We start from the raw sequence: 14,775 nt of genomic DNA on the forward strand, positions 1-14,775 counted from the left end.
CATTGCTACTTTCCAGGTTGATTTTCAATTATGACGCAACAACGCTCGCCTTCAACACCTGCCACAGTATAACGCTCTATCTTGCAACTTTGGTTGATCTCATGCAATTCTGTATCAGGATAACGTCCCTTCATTGCCAACCAAATTCCATTATCAGCAATAAGATGTTGCGTCCACTGAATCATTTGTTCAAGGCTACTAAAAGCTCGACTTAATACTGTATCAAAACCTTGAGTCGGGTGGTAGTTTTCGACTCTAAATTGAACAATTTCAACATTTGTTAAATTTAGCTGTCGTTTCACTTCTGCCAGAAAACGAGTTTTTTTACCATTAGAATCTAATAAAACAAAGCTTAAGTCGGGTCTTGCCAGTGCAAGAGGAATACCCGGTAAGCCTGCTCCTGTTCCTACATCAATGATGTGATTGCCTTTAAGCCAAGGTAAAATAGCCAGGCTATCCAATATATGTTTACCGACCATAGACTCAAGATCACGGATTGCAGTGAGATTATAAGCTAAATTCCACTTGTTAAGTAAGAATAAATAATCAGATAAAGAAGCGCTAAGTTCTTCCATATCAAATTGATGTAAACCCTCTCTAAGTAGTGGTTGTATCTGCGTTATTTGTTCTTTCATACCTCAATTCGCTGTTTTTTCAAATGCACTAAAAGTAGCGACAAGGCAGCAGGAGTGACTCCTGAAATACGACCGGCCTGGGCTAAAGTAGATGGTCTTATCTTGGTTAGCTTTTGAATCACTTCATTAGATAATCCAGTCACTTCACTATAATCTAACGATTCTGGTAATAAAGTATTTTCATGTTTACGCATTTTTTCTATATCTTGTTGTTGTCGCTCGATATAGCCTGCATATTTATTTTGAATTTCTATTTGTTCACTGACTTCAGTTGCTAGTTTAGGCAAGTTTAAATCATCGAGCATTAATAAATGCTGATAATTAATTTCAGGGCGTTTGAGAAACTCTGAGGCCCTATTATCATGTTGCATGGGATTAAGCAGGATATCTTTAAAGCATTCGTTATGGCCTACTCGTACCCAAGTATTATGTAGTAAAGCCTGAGTCGATTCTATTGCCTCGCGTTTTGCGGAGAAATGTTGCCAACGTTCCTCGCCTACTATGCCTAATTCTCTGCCTTTAGCGGTTAAACGTAAATCTGCATTATCCTCCCGCAGAAGTAAGCGATATTCAGCACGGGAAGTGAACATTCTATAGGGTTCTTGGGTACCGCAAGTGATCAGGTCATCAATCAACACACCTATATAAGCTTCATCTCGTCGCGGACACCAAAGTTCCTTTTCCTGTATCAGCAAGGCAGCATTCATGCCTGCAATAATTCCTTGTGCCGCAGCTTCTTCATAGCCTGTTGTTCCGTTGATCTGCCCTGCAAAAAACAAGTTGGGGATGGGTTTGGTTTGCAAGAATGAAGTTAACCCACGAGGGTCAAAATAATCATATTCTATGGCATAACCAGGTCGAGTGATATGGGCATTTTCAAACCCTTTAATTGTCCGTACAAACTGGACTTGTACTTCAAAAGGAAGACTCGTAGAAATGCCGTTAGGATAGATTTCTTCAGTAGTTAATCCCTCAGGCTCGACAAATATTTGATGGGATAATTTATCCGCAAAACGAACAATTTTATCTTCTATAGAGGGGCAATAACGAGGTCCAACCCCTTCAATAACTCCCGCATACATAGGAGACTGGTGCAGGTTATTACGAATAATTTCGTGGGTTGCTTCGGTTGTATGGGTAATATGGCACGCTACTTGTTGAGGGTGATCACTAACATGACCCAGATAAGAAAAAACGGGTATGGGCGTATCCCCAGGCTGTACAGTCATCTGGCTGTAATCTAATGAACGACGATCGATCCGGGGCGGTGTTCCAGTCTTTAAACGACCAACGGGCAAATCAAGATCACGCAAACTTTTTGCCAATGCAATCGAAGGGGGATCACCTGCACGCCCCCCTGCATATTGATTCATACCCACATGAATTTTGCCTCCCAAAAAAGTACCAACGGTTAGTACTACAGCACGCGCTCGTAAGATAAGGCCCATCTGGGTAACAACAGCAGTAACACGCTCTCCTTCGATCAATAAATCATCAACAGCTTGTTGAAACAGAGTCAGATTTTCTTGAGTTTGTAGTTGTTCTCTAATAGCTTGTCGATAAAGCACGCGATCAGCTTGTGCGCGAGTAGCACGAACGGCTGGCCCCTTAGAAGCATTAAGGGTACGAAATTGAATTCCTGCCTTATCTGTGGCTTTTGCCATAGCCCCATCCAGGGCATCAATTTCTTTCACTAAATGTCCTTTCCCAATTCCTCCTATGGCAGGATTACATGACATCTGACCAAGCAAATCCATGTTATGAGTAAGTAATAAAGTTTGTGCTCCCATTCGTGCAGATGCTAAAGCGGCTTCGGTGCCCGCATGTCCACCACCCACGACAATAACATCATATAATTTTTCAAGATTCATGACTGATCAATATTTGTGAAACAAAAAGAGGAATTATACACTTTTTTGCCCATTGTCCCAATATTAAAGAAATAGGGAGACATTATTTTTGTTCATCTTTATATCATAATTGCTTGTTATACTATGAGTTAACAAGAAAACAATTTTTGAGATAAGCGATGTTTTTTAATAAGACTGAAGATGAAATTGAACTCGAAGAGTTTTCGGCTGCGTATTTAAGAAAAAAAATAAAATCAATGAAGGGTATTAAAACTTCCCCTAAGTCCATTGCATCATCTATATTACGGATGCTCCCTTTTTTTAACAAGTTTATGGACTCTGTAGATGGATCCGGAAGTGCAATTACTCATATGGTGCAAGTAGCAGGGCACGTAAGTGATTCTACCGCATCAGCAAGCACAGGGTTTCACGTTATCAAATTAGTTACGAGCATATTGGATTTTATTTATATTCCCTGCATTTATTTAGGGGCCTATATAACCAAGCAAGAATCACCGATTACGTTATCTCGTAATGCCCGTTTTTTGTATTCAGCAGTGATTCTAGGGCTTACAATAACTGCTATTGCATACCCCCCCGCAGCACCTATTATTGCCTTGGTTACCTCCATAGCTGCATTAGCTCTGAGTGTGATCACCCTGGCCAAGCTCTATTACAAACGTTATGAACTAAAAGACCAGCTGGCAGAAATAGAAAAAAAGATTGAAAGCAAAAAAAATGTCATCAATTATTTAATTGATGACTTGGAAAACCTGGAGACAAAAGCAAAAAAAGCGAAAAAAGAAGGGAAAGTTGAGGAGTATACTTCCTTAGAAGAGGATATCAGAAATGCAAGAAAAGAAATTAAAGCTGACTTAAATACCTTGCAAAAATTATATAATGAGCAGGAAGAATGTAAGCAAAAAATTGAAAAGTTGGGGACAATGGCTGTTGTAGATAGAGCCGTGGGTATTACTTTTGCTTCAATTGCATTTATTGGGGCAGCTTTCTGCTTATTCCTCCCACCAGTAGGCTTTGGGATACTTGCAGCAACGGCTTCTTTGGCACTTGCTTATGTTATTGGACGGGTTACTTATCCTCTGCTTAAGTCACTTGGAAAGAAAATAATAAATGCGGTTACAAAAAAAACTGAATCCGACGAAGGAGATAATGATACGGAAGGGGAAAAAGATGATTTGACCGAATCAGAATTTGAGACTTCAGATAGGAAGGTCAAACAGGATATGCCTGGAATAAAAAAAATTGCCGAACGATTAAAAGAAACCGTAGCAGATGAGCCGATTATTCGTCCAACACTCCAACCTAAAGACTCCGATCAGGTTTCTCCATCAAAGAGTACAGGACTTGAAAAGAAGAAAGAAGAGGATGAATTATTAAAAGAGACTGAACGCCCACCCATGTAATGAGACGCTCATCATTTACGCTCTATAAGGGGAAAGCCCTATTTGAGCTTTACGCCAAGATTCAAACTACCCCTGAATGATCGCGGCGTCAACTTGGAATTTAAAAAAGAATCCAATCTGGGAATGTTCCTTTCAAGAAGGATTAATAGGCGGTAGAGCGCTTCCATTCTCTTTTTTGTTCGTATTATTTTTTTTCATTTGCTCAACACTGCGCCATAATTCATCACCCCGCCACAAGGTTTTTTCTTTATTTTTATACAAAACTTGCGAAAGAGTTTGTACTTGTTTTTTGAAAGAAGCATCCGTCGTAAGACGCGTTAGATCAGTGAGATTTAATATAGGGGCGTCTGGCCAATGTAGTTTGGCCCACTTTAATAATGCATCGCGCGCGCGACGAGGATTTCCCTGCATACATGCTTTATGAAGGGTGTTTAATGCAGTTTTATATTGGCCTTTTCCTGGATTTCTATTGCGTCTTTGCCATCCCCACAAGACTAAAGTGACTAACCAAGCACAGGCAAAAAGTGCGGCAATTGTCCAGGCCCAAATGAATTGTGTTGGTGAAGAGGGTTCACTTTTTTCTTTTGTTGTGGGTTGGGTTGTTACATTCGGATCTTTATTTACTTCAGTTTGGCTTGGGGTTACTGTGGGTGTGGGGTTCACTGAAGGAGTTACTTCAAATGTTTTTGCAGGCAATGTAGCTATTTCTTCTTTTCCTGTTTCCGTATTGAACCAAGGAAGCTTAAGTTCAGGAATCGTTATTTTTCCTGCTTTATTGAATAAATAAGTCACTTTGATCTCAGCGCGGCCAATCAATTCTCCATAAGTAACTCGATTCTTATCTTTTCCTTTCTCGGGATAAACATTAACACCATCTATTGCGCCAAAATTGAGGGTAGGTAAAAGCTGAGCTGGAATCCCTACACCTTCAAGAGTTACAGTACGGATTAACGTGTTGCCTTGTGCAATAGTTTGTTTAGAATTCTCGTATTGCTCCATTAATTTGACTTGTTTTGCCGGCAACCATACTTTTCCTGAATATTCTTTAGGTACGGGTTGCACCTCTATATTTATAGCCTTGTCTGTGGCCTTAATCCGCTCAGGATTGAAATCATAAATCAAGGCAGTAAACACTGGCGGTTTTATTTTTAAGGGGCCACTTTTTTGTGGAAAAATGGCATAGTTTTGCTCTTCAACAAGAAAATTCACGCCATTTTTTTGAGTCTGATAACGCTTTTCCTCCCCTAAAGGAATGAGCAAAGCATTTTCTACTTGAGGTCCTTGATAACTTGCATCTAAAAGGTGCTTGGAATTGTATAAGGTTACTTTATAAATAACTTGTTGATTAACATAAGGATTCTTTTTACTAACTTCGGTGGCCAAATAAATACTCTGATTCTTCTGTGAACTCATAGAATTACTGCTGGGAGAATTTTGTGGTGTGCCAGTAGTTACATCAATTGTTGTAGTTTTGGTATATTCTCTGCCAATTTTGATGGGAGGAATTGTTAATTTACCCTCTTTTTGCGGCTTTAACGTGATAGTCCATTCACTGGATGATTGGGTTTGTCCATTAATAATCGAGTAATTCATGCGACGTTCGGTGCCGAGAATCATAAAATCTTTTTGTAATGGAGTCAGATCGGGAATACCCCCGTTTTGTAAATTATCTTGGATTAAAATCAAACTGAATGAATCATCAATACTAACTTGAGAAGGATCGACCTGCACTTGTACTTCAGCATGGATTAGTCCACTGAATAAACAAAAAAAAGCAATAATTAATATTTTTTTCATTGATACCACCCGCGTTCCCTTCGTAAATGGTCACGTAAGAATTTTTCTCGCATTAATCCACCCGGATCATCTGGAATCAAACGCAACCATTGTTCTTTTGCCTGTTGTTTTTCTCGCTCTGCCTCAGATTGAGCTTCATTATTATTCTGATTATTTTTTTTATTTTGATCTTTGTTTTGCTGATCTTTATTTTGCTGATCTTTGTTTTGCTGATCTTTATTTTGCTGATCTTTATTTTGCTGATCTTTGTTTTGCTGATCTTTGTTTTGCTGATCTTTATTTTGCTGATCTTTGTTTTGTTGATCTTTGTTTTGTTGATCTTTGTTTTGTTGATCTTTGTTTTGCTGATCTTTGTTTTGTTGATCTTTGTTTTGCTGATCTTTGTTTTGCTGATCTTTGTTTTGCTGATCTTTGTTTTGCTGATCTTTGTTTTGCTGATCTTTGTTTTGCTGATCTTTGTTTTGCTGATCTTTGCTTTGCTGATCTTTGTTTTGCTGATCTTTGTTTTGCTGATCTTTGTTTTGCTGATCTTTATTTTGCTGATCTTTGTTTTGCTTTTTCTCTTTATCTTTTTTTAAAAGTTCTTCAACTAACTTGCGATTATAAAGAGCATCCTGATTGTTAGAATTGATTGCCAATGCTTTATCATAAGCTTTAATTGCTTCTTCATATTGTCCCATATGGGCTAGGGAATTTCCTTGGTTATAATAACCTTGTTCATTTTTTAAGTTTTGATACAACTCAGCTGCTTTTTGGTAATCGCCTGCGCGATAGGCAGCGGCGGCAGCCCAATCGCTACGTGTAAATGTTTCCTTGGCTTGTTTGAATTGGTTTTTTGTCATTAAGTCTCGTCCTTGTTGATCCCGCGTGGACCACAAGTCTTGCCAATTAAAGGCATGGGTAGCAAAGGATAAAAACAAGATGAATAAAAGAATAAAGCGGCGCATCATACGGCTACCCTCTGTATCCAACCACGTCGAAATACGGGCAGAAGTAACAGCAGCGCAGGAATTAAAAACCACCGTCCTTCATCTCGCCAAAGTGGAATGTCTTCATCTTCACTTAGAGCAAACTTATTGTTATTACTGAAATTTAGCCATTGATCTATGTCATTTGAATCAGAAGTGTATTTTACCAATAGTCCTCGACCTGCATCAGCAAAACGATTAAATAGCGGGTTTAGGTTTTTATCAGCTTTGACTGGCATAATTGAGGAGTAAATTCCTGATTCTGCTAGTTTTTTCGCCAGTGCAATTGATGTATCGGAAGGGGAGTCTGCTGTTAATACCAAAATTTGTCCCTGTTTATAACCCGCTTGTTTGATTAAGTTGCTGGCTTCATTCAAGGCACTATCAAGATTTTGTCCAGTTACTGGCATGATATCTGGAGTGAGTGAAGACAGTAGGGAAGAAATAGTATGTCCATCATCTGTAAGTGGAGAGACAACAAAAGGTTCGCTGGTAAAGACCACAAGACCAAACTGACCGACATCTTTGTGAGCAAATAAATCATGCAACTTAAATTTAGCCCTACTTAATCGATTAGGCGATAGATCATTGGCCATCATATTGTCCGACATATCCAAAACTAAAACTCGGGGTTGTATCGGTTTATAGGTGGCTACAGGCAGCTTATCCCAAACAGGGCCGGCAATACTCAAAATCATAAACAAAATGCTTAAAAACAAACAGAGCATCGAGCCCATACGTTGCCCTTGTCCTTTTTTTTGCATGAGATGGCTGAGTAAATGCGGATCACAAACTTCTGCCCAAGCATGCAATTTAGGTTTTTGGCGCCAAAAAGCTACAGCTAACCCTAATAAAGGAAAAACCATTAACAGCCACCAAGGTCTTAAAAAATGAAAATCTGCAATCATGACTTTAATGCCTCCCGATTTGGCATTACAGCGCTTTCTTTCAGTTTTAAATCTGCTTTTCTAACTAGCCAAGAGAAACAAAGCAATAATGCAAGACCAACAAACCAGGGATAATATTCCTTTTGTGGACGGATTGTAGCTTGTTCCTGTTTTATGGTTTCCAATTCGTTAATCGTTTTATAAATTGAACGTAATGTTTCAGTATCCGTAGCACGGAAATAACGGCCTCCAGTCATGTCAGACATTCTTTTTAAGGTTTCTTCATCCAAATCTGCTGAAGCATTTTGCATCATAAAATTACCGACTAATGCTCTTGAATCTGCTTCAGAGCCTAAACCTATAGTGTAGATTTTAATTCTTTCTTCTTTAGCCAATTCGGCTGCTTTTAACGGAGCCAGTACGCCAGAATTATTTGCACCATCTGTTAGTAAAATAAGCACTCTTCCTTTTTTGGGTACATTTCTCAACCGTTTAACAGCAAGACCTACAGCGTCACCAATAGATGTGGTTTTACCTGCAAGCCCAGCGGTGGCATCTTCAAGACGCAGGAGAATGGTATGTCGGTCATAGGTAAGCGGCGTTTGCAAGTAAGCACGAGTACCAAAAAGGATTAAACCAATTTTATCACTTGAACGTTCACGCACAAATTGATCGGCGGCATTTTTTACGACACTTAAACGGCTTACAGGTCGGCCATGCAGGAGCATATCAGGAATTTCCATGCTTCCAGACAAATCTAAAGCCATCATGATGTTAAAACCTTCACGCTCAATAGGTTTGGGAGCACCAATCCAGCGAGGACCCGCTAAAGCAACAACCAATAATAACCATACAATGACTGGGATGAGCAGCGAATATTGTGCAGAAACAGAACGTTTTTCCTGATCTGCTATATCGATCATTGCGGCAAAGAAAGGTACTTTCAATGCAGCAGGCAATTGTACTTTGACTCTGGGCATCAAAAACCAGAAGATTAAGGGTAAAGGAAAGAGTATTAAAACCCAAGGATTAGCTAATTCGAACATGGCACTCCTCTTTGTTTAATCCAAAGCTGTGCTGTGCTGAACAAGGGCTTGATATCCACCGTTTCCCCTGTTTTGAAGGGCGCATCTAATAACAAATCTTTTACTGGATTGAAATCAATTCCTTTGCTTGTCTCATTTAAGAAGTTAAGCCACTGTTCTCCATGTAAACTTGCAACTTGCTCTCTTGGATAATAGACGAGAGCCACTCGGCGTAACAATTCTGAAATACGTGCACTGGTCTGAGTGCCATTATGTTCTTGCTCATATTCTTTTTGATAGGTATTTAACAAAAGCAATGCATGTTTTTTGGCCAGAGCATTGCGATATCTCTTATAAACATCGTAAGCAAGTATGATTGCTAAAAATAAAATCAAACCCATCAGAATATACCATCCTGGAGCCAATGGCCACCAGCCAATTGGAGTGGGAAGATGAATGTCTTTTAAGTGTGCCAAGGGATCAGTGTTAGCCACGGGATCTCCTGGGAAACGTTTGACGCACTAATGGCGCTAAATCAACGTCTGCTGTCACTTGAACATACTGAATATGTAAGCGTCGAAACTGATCTTGCAGGTTTTCTATGCGTTGTTGGCAATATTGCTCATAAGCGTTGTTCACTGAACGTACGCGGGTATCGAGTATTATTTCTTGCTGTCCATTTGTCATTGCATATTGCTGAGGTTTGGGTGGAGAAAGTTCTACTCGATCACAAACATGGTAAGCCAGAATATCATTATGGTAGCGTAATCGTTTTAAATGCTTTTCGCATTCACTATCCATAGAGTAAAAGTCACTGATCAAAACCAGGATGCTTCCTGGTCTGACTACACGGCGTAAGCGTACTAATGCGTCACTAAGCAGCCTTGGCTGCGCTTCGCGTTGCGCTTCAGTTTGATCAGTATATCGACTTAAGGAGGCCAGCAAAGGCAGTACCCCCATATCACGACTGCGTGGCGTAAACTCACTGTGATCCGTGGCAGAAAAGAATACTCCGCCCACTCTATCGCCTTCTTTGATCACTGTCCAAGCAAGAAGAGATGCTAAGCGTGCAGCAATGACTGATTTAAATGCGACGCGAGTACCGAAAATCATGGAGGGATTAAAATCAGTGAGAATCACCACTGGTCTTTCCCGTTCTTCCTGATAAATTTTGACATGAGGTCTTCCGGTGCGTGCGGTAACGCGCCACTCCATGTGGCGTATTTCATCACCAGCCTGATAATTTCTTACTTCGGCAAAATCCATACCACGACCACGTAATTTGGATAAATGATTGCCTGATCGTATTGCTTTACCTTCAGGGCGATAATGAACGGATTGGACATAACGTCTCAAGTCAATCAATTCATTTAATTCTGCAATAACGCCATTAACCATAAATACCTCTTGCACCTCATATTCTCTGTAAATGGGGACTGAATCATCAAATTCAAGGAAGTTATTTTGTTTGGTTTCCCAACCTACATATTTTTCAGGGAACATGGCGAAGCCGTTACCCGGGGTATCGATTTCCCCTCATCCCGGGTTCCGCTGCGCTGCACCCAAGCTACGGAACAGCAACCAAGCGCAATAAGGAGTCAATAAAATCATCACTATTAATTCCTTCTGCTTCAGCTTCAAAGCTTAATAAAATTCGATGCCGTAACACATCATGAGCAATCACATGAATGTCATCTGGAGTGACATAATCTCTACCGCAAAGCCAGGCATGAGCTTTAGAACAACGATCGAGAGCAATTGTGGCACGCGGGCTGGCTCCAAAGCGCAACCAACGGCCCAACTCTTCACTGTATACACCTGGATTACGTGTTGCTACGACTAACTGGACCAGATAATTTTCTAATGCCTCACTTGTATGAACATTAAGTACTTGCTTACGTGCTTCAAATAATGTTTTTTGTGATAATTTCTCTGATGCAGGCGGTTTAGTGGCCATCACCGCCCCTAAGGCCTCTCTGCGTGATAACGCTAAAATATCATGCTCAATTTTGGCATCAGGATAACTAATTTTTACATACATCAAAAACCGGTCCAATTGTGCTTCGGGCAATGGATAAGTTCCCTCCTGCTCAATGGGGTTTTGTGTTGCCATAACCAAAAATAATTCAGGCAAAGGATAGGTTTTGCCTCCTATAGTAACTTGTCTTTCGGCCATTGCCTCAAGTAAAGCAGATTGTACTTTCGCCGGAGCACGGTTAATTTCATCTGCCAAAAGCAAATGATGGAATATAGGACCTGGTTGAAATACGAAAGAACCATTTTGTGGATGATATACATCAGTACCTGTTAAATCTCCAGGCAATAAATCTGGGGTAAACTGGATGCGATGAAAATTCCCTTCAACTCCATCAGACAGTTCTTTAACCGCCCGTGTTTTTGCCAATCCAGGCGCCCCTTCAACTAATAAATGGCCATCGGCAAGTAAGGCGATGAGCAAACGCGAAATTAATCCACTCTGACCTAAAATTTGCGAATTTAAGCGATGACTTAACTGTAATATTTGATGCTGCACCGCATTTCCAGTCTTATTGTCTTCTACTTGCTCCATAGTTTCTACCTTAATATAAATAACATCGACAGAATTTAAAATAAAAAAACTTATCCTAGCGTGAATTACATTCAAAGCCAAGTACTGCAGATTATTATTTGTTTAAAATTTTAACAGAATAATCGAATTATAGACTTTGTGGGGCGCAACGTAACCTGGTTTTATATAAATTAAATTTTTAAACTGGGTACGCTCGCCTTATCTCGCTTTATTATTGCAGATAATCAGGGTGAAGCTCCAAAGGCATCATGGTTTGCAATTTTTGATATAGGGAAAGAATTTCTTCACAAAAAACATGAAGTTGTTGTTGGTTTTCCCATAAATCATAATCTGTTCCCTTAAGGAAAACCTGTTGTTTTGCGAGAGTCTTTAATAAAATGATTTCCTGGTGCGAAAATCCTAAATGGTTATTTAATTCAACCAGCTCCATAAGATTCTTATGCTCTTTGACTGGACGATGTTCATGCAAACAATAAGCTTTCAATGTCAGTTGAAAGGCTTGATACATCAATGAAGTTACTGGGGTTAACGCACTGAGTGGATCAGTTTGCCTATATATCCAATTGGTGATTTGTTGCAATAGATAGTCAGCAGCATAGGCGTGTTGTGTCGCAATATTGAGCATTTCCAAAGGGGATAAATAACGTTTGTCCATAAAGGAGTTTTCCTGTTTGATTCGATTTAGGTTCAAGTATGTTAAAATTGGCCCTAATTATATCCATGAATTAAATTGATGCACGCTTTTCTTAACAGTTCTTTGAAAATAGGGCCTTTAACATTGCCCAATCGGTTAATCCAAGGTCCTTTAGCAGGTTACAGCTGTGCACCATTCAGAATTTTATTTAATCATTATCGGTCACCTGCGTATGGTGTTACGGAAATGAGTTCTGCAACAGATATCCTCCATAAACATACCAGGAGTTCACGTTATATTTATCGAGCACCCCAGGAACGGATCCTGGCCTATCAAATTGCAGGTACCGAACCGCATATATTGACGCAAGCAGCACAGCAATTACAGTTCAATGGTGCGGATATTATTGATATAAATTGTGGTTGCCCAAAACCTAAAATACGTAAGAAAGGTGCAGGAAGTGCTTTGCTGGAAGATCCAGAACAGTTGGTACGCATCGTTAAAGAAGTACGTGCCGGGATTACTATTCCTTTAACCATAAAAATTCGGATTCAAGGTAATGAAAAGGATTTTCTTTTAGCGAAAAAAATTGAAGAAGCAGGCGCAGATGCACTGATTGTACATGGTCGGCGTTGGATTGATGATTATGATGTTGCATCAGACTTACACCAAATCGCACACATCAAGCAAAGTATTTCTATTCCGGTGATTGCCAATGGAGATATTCATGATATTCACAGTTTACACAGAGCAATAGAATTAAGTGGTTGCGATGCTTATATGATTTCGCGTGCTGGAAGTGGCAAACCCTGGCTCTATCAAGAGTTATTAGAGCAGCAAAGCGTATCAGTGAGCTTCAAGGAAAAACGTGATCTTTTTATGACCCATTTGCAAGGATTAGCCGTACTTGAAGATGAATATAAGGCAGTGCTACAAAGCAAATCTTTAGTTCGTTACTATTTTGGCAATTTGGTTGATGCATCATTATTAAATCGTTTTTATCAATTGGATTCATTAGAAAAAATTGACGGCTTTTTGAGGGAGATAAAAATTTAAAGCAAATCACTATAGTCTTGATTGTAAACTATGAGATGCTCTAATCGCCGGACAACTTGATTTGCTTTTTCCTGATCCCCATTTTCAAAACGAAGTTTGGCAAGATAATTCAAGTAGAGCTCAATATATTCTGGAGGAATAGGGTACTGAAGGCCGGATTCCAAGATTTCCTGAGCGGAATGCAATTTATTTTGTTCTATTAAAAACCGGGCAAAAGTAAGTCGCGCTAAACAAAAATGAGGATTGTTTTTTAAAGCCTTAAGAAAATATACTTTTGCTTTTGGGGCCTCATTAAGCACTAAACTTTGCAACAAAGCCATTTGGAAATAAGACCGAGCAAAATAAGGATTCATTGCGATTGCCTGGTTAATCGCTTCTTTAGTTTTTTCTACCCAATAACGGCGTGTGAGAGCAGACTCTGCTTGTTGAATCAGTTGTAAGCAAGCATCTATTTTAAGACTTTGGATTTCAACAAAAGGAAATGATTTCAGCGCCTGATTACTCTTCTCAAAGGCCTCATTGAATTGCTTTGCTTGGAGGGCCGTTTCAGTTTTCTCTATATAGTATTCGAGTATTAAAAAACGAATAAAATAACTGCTGATAACTAAGAGAAATACAATTATTCCGCCTCTTAGGATCCACATATTTTTAAAAGAGAATGAATAAAGCCTGACAAGACCTTCGTTTCTAAAAGAATAATGAAGATAACCTAAACAACAACCCATAAGGAGATTCAGGGGAAATACATAAAAATTAAAATCAACAAGACTATGACATGTCAAAGCAGCTAATGCAGCAAAACACACCATACGCTGGATATGTGCAATTGGGTTGTGACTTGGATGATTTAAGTAACGTCGTAAATATACGACTAAAGTCATTATAATTCCAAACAGAATAACAATGCCTGGAACCCCAGTTTCAATAAATAGTTGCAATAAATCATTATGGGCGTATTCGAGATTAGAACCGTCGCCTGGCAAACTAAATGCAGGGTAGTAATGTTTAAAATTAAAAATGCCTAATCCGTACCAGGGTGTTTTTAGCCATAAGTGCCACGCACCTTGCCAGATGATAAGACGTGATTTCTCGTGGGCAAGTAATTCAAGCCGATGGTGTATGGCAGGTTGAGCAAAGAGATACAATGTACCCAAAGCCAGTGCCAAAACTCCTGCTAAGTGGGAAACATTTTTTATTTTTAGTTCATGACGACATAAAGTGAGTTCTAACAGGGTAAAGAAAATAAAACAAAGAATAACTCCACGGCTTAATGCAGCGAATAAGGCTAGGCTGATTATGTAGATGCTGGCTAAAAGAGCAACTTTTTTTATCGTTTTTTGTAATTTGGAGGCGGTTGTTTTTATAAACTCGGGGTGATTCAAAATGAAAAATTTCCCTATGAGTAACAGGTTAATCATCATTAAAAAAGCCGCAGCAGTGTTTTTGCTTGCAAAAAAACCGGCAGGCATGGCATTTCGAGCGAATAACTGAGTGAGAGCATATGCTGCGCAAATCAAACCTAAGATCCAGAGCAATCTGAGTAAATTGTTCCATAACCATTCAGAAAAGGGATTTCCATTAAATAAAATAAAACCAAATACCCAGGCGGAGCATTGAAAAATTCCGAAAAAAGCGGTGTTAGGAACCCAGCCTATCAAAGGTGGAAGGATTATCCAGATAAGCCAAATTATCAGTAAAAGAGTTAATGCGGAAAGTTGAATTGTTTTTTGGTGCCAAGAAAAATAAATGGAGCCTGCCACAGCAACAAGCATTATGCCGTAACTAATAAACAAAATGGAATAATCACTTGTTCCTTTAAATACAAAGGCCGTGATGACAAGCAGAAAAAACAGGATTCCCACCGTTTTTTGAAAACTTTTAAAATCGCTTAAGACATTCTGGGGCATCCTGTATTTCATCAAACATCACA

Annotated in this window: 13 protein-coding genes and 1 pseudogene; 3 read left to right on the forward strand and 11 right to left on the reverse strand. The window is 39.4% G+C overall.

From position 1 onward, the window contains the following. Window positions 1-5: 5 nt before the first annotated feature. Window positions 6-635 carry a 16S rRNA (guanine(527)-N(7))-methyltransferase RsmG gene (gene rsmG, locus LXO92_RS02915; protein ID WP_182351257.1) on the reverse strand — a complete coding sequence of 210 codons (630 nt, stop codon included), beginning with the start codon at window positions 633-635 and terminating at the stop codon, window positions 6-8. After that, complete coding sequence (mnmG, locus tag LXO92_RS02920; RefSeq protein WP_182351258.1) at window positions 632-2,506, reverse strand: tRNA uridine-5-carboxymethylaminomethyl(34) synthesis enzyme MnmG; 1,875 nt, start codon at window positions 2,504-2,506, stop codon at window positions 632-634. Before mnmG ends, rsmG begins: the two co-directional genes overlap by 4 nt. A gap of 158 nt (window positions 2,507-2,664) precedes the next feature. On the opposite strand from mnmG, the gene LXO92_RS02925 reads away from it, so the two are divergent. After that, complete coding sequence (locus LXO92_RS02925; protein WP_182351259.1) at window positions 2,665-3,909, forward strand: hypothetical protein; 1,245 nt, start codon at window positions 2,665-2,667, stop codon at window positions 3,907-3,909. A gap of 132 nt (window positions 3,910-4,041) precedes the next feature. Here the strand turns inward: LXO92_RS02925 and LXO92_RS02930 are convergent, their stop codons facing one another. Beyond that, window positions 4,042-5,706 (reverse strand): protein BatD, encoded by a 1,665-nt coding sequence (locus LXO92_RS02930; protein WP_232890363.1) that lies wholly within the window; start codon window positions 5,704-5,706, stop codon window positions 4,042-4,044. Between the two features lie 97 nt (window positions 5,707-5,803). On the opposite strand from LXO92_RS02930, the gene LXO92_RS17245 reads away from it, so the two are divergent. Next, window positions 5,804-6,331 (forward strand): pentapeptide repeat-containing protein, encoded by a 528-nt coding sequence (locus LXO92_RS17245; protein ID WP_425600740.1) that lies wholly within the window; start codon window positions 5,804-5,806, stop codon window positions 6,329-6,331. Between the two features lie 19 nt (window positions 6,332-6,350). Here LXO92_RS17245 and LXO92_RS17250 read toward each other — a convergent pair. From LXO92_RS17250 to LXO92_RS02965, 7 genes and pseudogenes are all read right to left on the reverse strand, one after another. Then, window positions 6,351-6,656, reverse strand: a pseudogene (locus tag LXO92_RS17250) (tetratricopeptide repeat protein); the annotation flags it as partial. After that, window positions 6,653-7,582, reverse strand: a complete 930-nt coding sequence (locus tag LXO92_RS02940) for a VWA domain-containing protein (RefSeq protein ID WP_182351262.1) — start codon at window positions 7,580-7,582, stop codon at window positions 6,653-6,655. The pseudogene LXO92_RS17250 and the gene LXO92_RS02940, both read right to left, overlap by 4 nt. Next, window positions 7,579-8,607, reverse strand: coding sequence for a VWA domain-containing protein (locus tag LXO92_RS02945; protein ID WP_182351263.1), 1,029 nt, complete (start codon window positions 8,605-8,607; stop codon window positions 7,579-7,581). Before LXO92_RS02945 ends, LXO92_RS02940 begins: the two co-directional genes overlap by 4 nt. Further along, the gene (locus LXO92_RS02950; protein ID WP_182351264.1) at window positions 8,595-9,080 is read right to left on the reverse strand and encodes a DUF4381 domain-containing protein; all 486 of its coding nucleotides are present in this window, start codon (window positions 9,078-9,080) and stop codon (window positions 8,595-8,597) included. The genes LXO92_RS02945 and LXO92_RS02950 overlap by 13 nt, the downstream gene beginning before the upstream one ends. Further along, entirely contained in the window at window positions 9,073-9,984 is a 912-nt protein-coding gene (locus tag LXO92_RS02955) for a DUF58 domain-containing protein (protein WP_182352710.1), read from the reverse strand. The genes LXO92_RS02950 and LXO92_RS02955 overlap by 8 nt, the downstream gene beginning before the upstream one ends. A 169-nt stretch (window positions 9,985-10,153) precedes the next feature. After that, window positions 10,154-11,155 carry an AAA family ATPase gene (locus LXO92_RS02960; protein WP_019232798.1) on the reverse strand — a complete coding sequence of 334 codons (1,002 nt, stop codon included), beginning with the start codon at window positions 11,153-11,155 and terminating at the stop codon, window positions 10,154-10,156. Between the two features lie 211 nt (window positions 11,156-11,366). Next, entirely contained in the window at window positions 11,367-11,810 is a 444-nt protein-coding gene (locus tag LXO92_RS02965; protein WP_182351265.1) for a hypothetical protein, read from the reverse strand. A 78-nt stretch (window positions 11,811-11,888) separates the two neighbouring features. Between LXO92_RS02965 and LXO92_RS02970 the strand changes: the two genes are divergently transcribed. Beyond that, the gene (locus LXO92_RS02970; RefSeq protein WP_182351266.1) at window positions 11,889-12,845 is read left to right on the forward strand and encodes a tRNA dihydrouridine synthase; all 957 of its coding nucleotides are present in this window, start codon (window positions 11,889-11,891) and stop codon (window positions 12,843-12,845) included. Here the strand turns inward: LXO92_RS02970 and LXO92_RS02975 are convergent. Next, window positions 12,842-14,752 (reverse strand): O-antigen ligase family protein, encoded by a 1,911-nt coding sequence (locus LXO92_RS02975; protein ID WP_232890365.1) that lies wholly within the window; start codon window positions 14,750-14,752, stop codon window positions 12,842-12,844. The two genes, LXO92_RS02970 and LXO92_RS02975, sit on opposite strands and share 4 nt — an antisense overlap. Window positions 14,753-14,775: the final 23 nt, after the last annotated feature.

It is taken from the genome of Legionella resiliens (assembly GCF_021344005.1).
Taxonomy (GTDB): Bacteria; Pseudomonadota; Gammaproteobacteria; order Legionellales; family Legionellaceae; genus Legionella; species Legionella resiliens.

Bases quoted from the DNA above. Each gene is read 5' to 3' on its own strand.
- rsmG (WP_182351257.1), bottom strand. From the start codon at position 635: ATGAAAGAACAAATAACGCAGATACAACCACTACTTAGAGAGGGTTTA.
- mnmG (WP_182351258.1), bottom strand. From the start codon at position 2,506: ATGAATCTTGAAAAATTATATGATGTTATTGTCGTGGGTGGTGGACAT.
- LXO92_RS02925 (WP_182351259.1), top strand. From the start codon at position 2,665: ATGTTTTTTAATAAGACTGAAGATGAAATTGAACTCGAAGAGTTTTCG.
- LXO92_RS02930 (WP_232890363.1), bottom strand. From the start codon at position 5,706: ATGAAAAAAATATTAATTATTGCTTTTTTTTGTTTATTCAGTGGACTA.
- LXO92_RS02940 (WP_182351262.1), bottom strand. From the start codon at position 7,582: ATGATTGCAGATTTTCATTTTTTAAGACCTTGGTGGCTGTTAATGGTT.
- LXO92_RS02945 (WP_182351263.1), bottom strand. From the start codon at position 8,607: ATGTTCGAATTAGCTAATCCTTGGGTTTTAATACTCTTTCCTTTACCC.
- LXO92_RS02955 (WP_182352710.1), bottom strand. From the start codon at position 9,984: ATGGTTAATGGCGTTATTGCAGAATTAAATGAATTGATTGACTTGAGA.
- LXO92_RS02960 (WP_019232798.1), bottom strand. From the start codon at position 11,155: ATGGAGCAAGTAGAAGACAATAAGACTGGAAATGCGGTGCAGCATCAA.
- LXO92_RS02965 (WP_182351265.1), bottom strand. From the start codon at position 11,810: ATGGACAAACGTTATTTATCCCCTTTGGAAATGCTCAATATTGCGACA.
- LXO92_RS02970 (WP_182351266.1), top strand. From the start codon at position 11,889: ATGCACGCTTTTCTTAACAGTTCTTTGAAAATAGGGCCTTTAACATTG.
- LXO92_RS02975 (WP_232890365.1), bottom strand. From the start codon at position 14,752: ATGCCCCAGAATGTCTTAAGCGATTTTAAAAGTTTTCAAAAAACGGTG.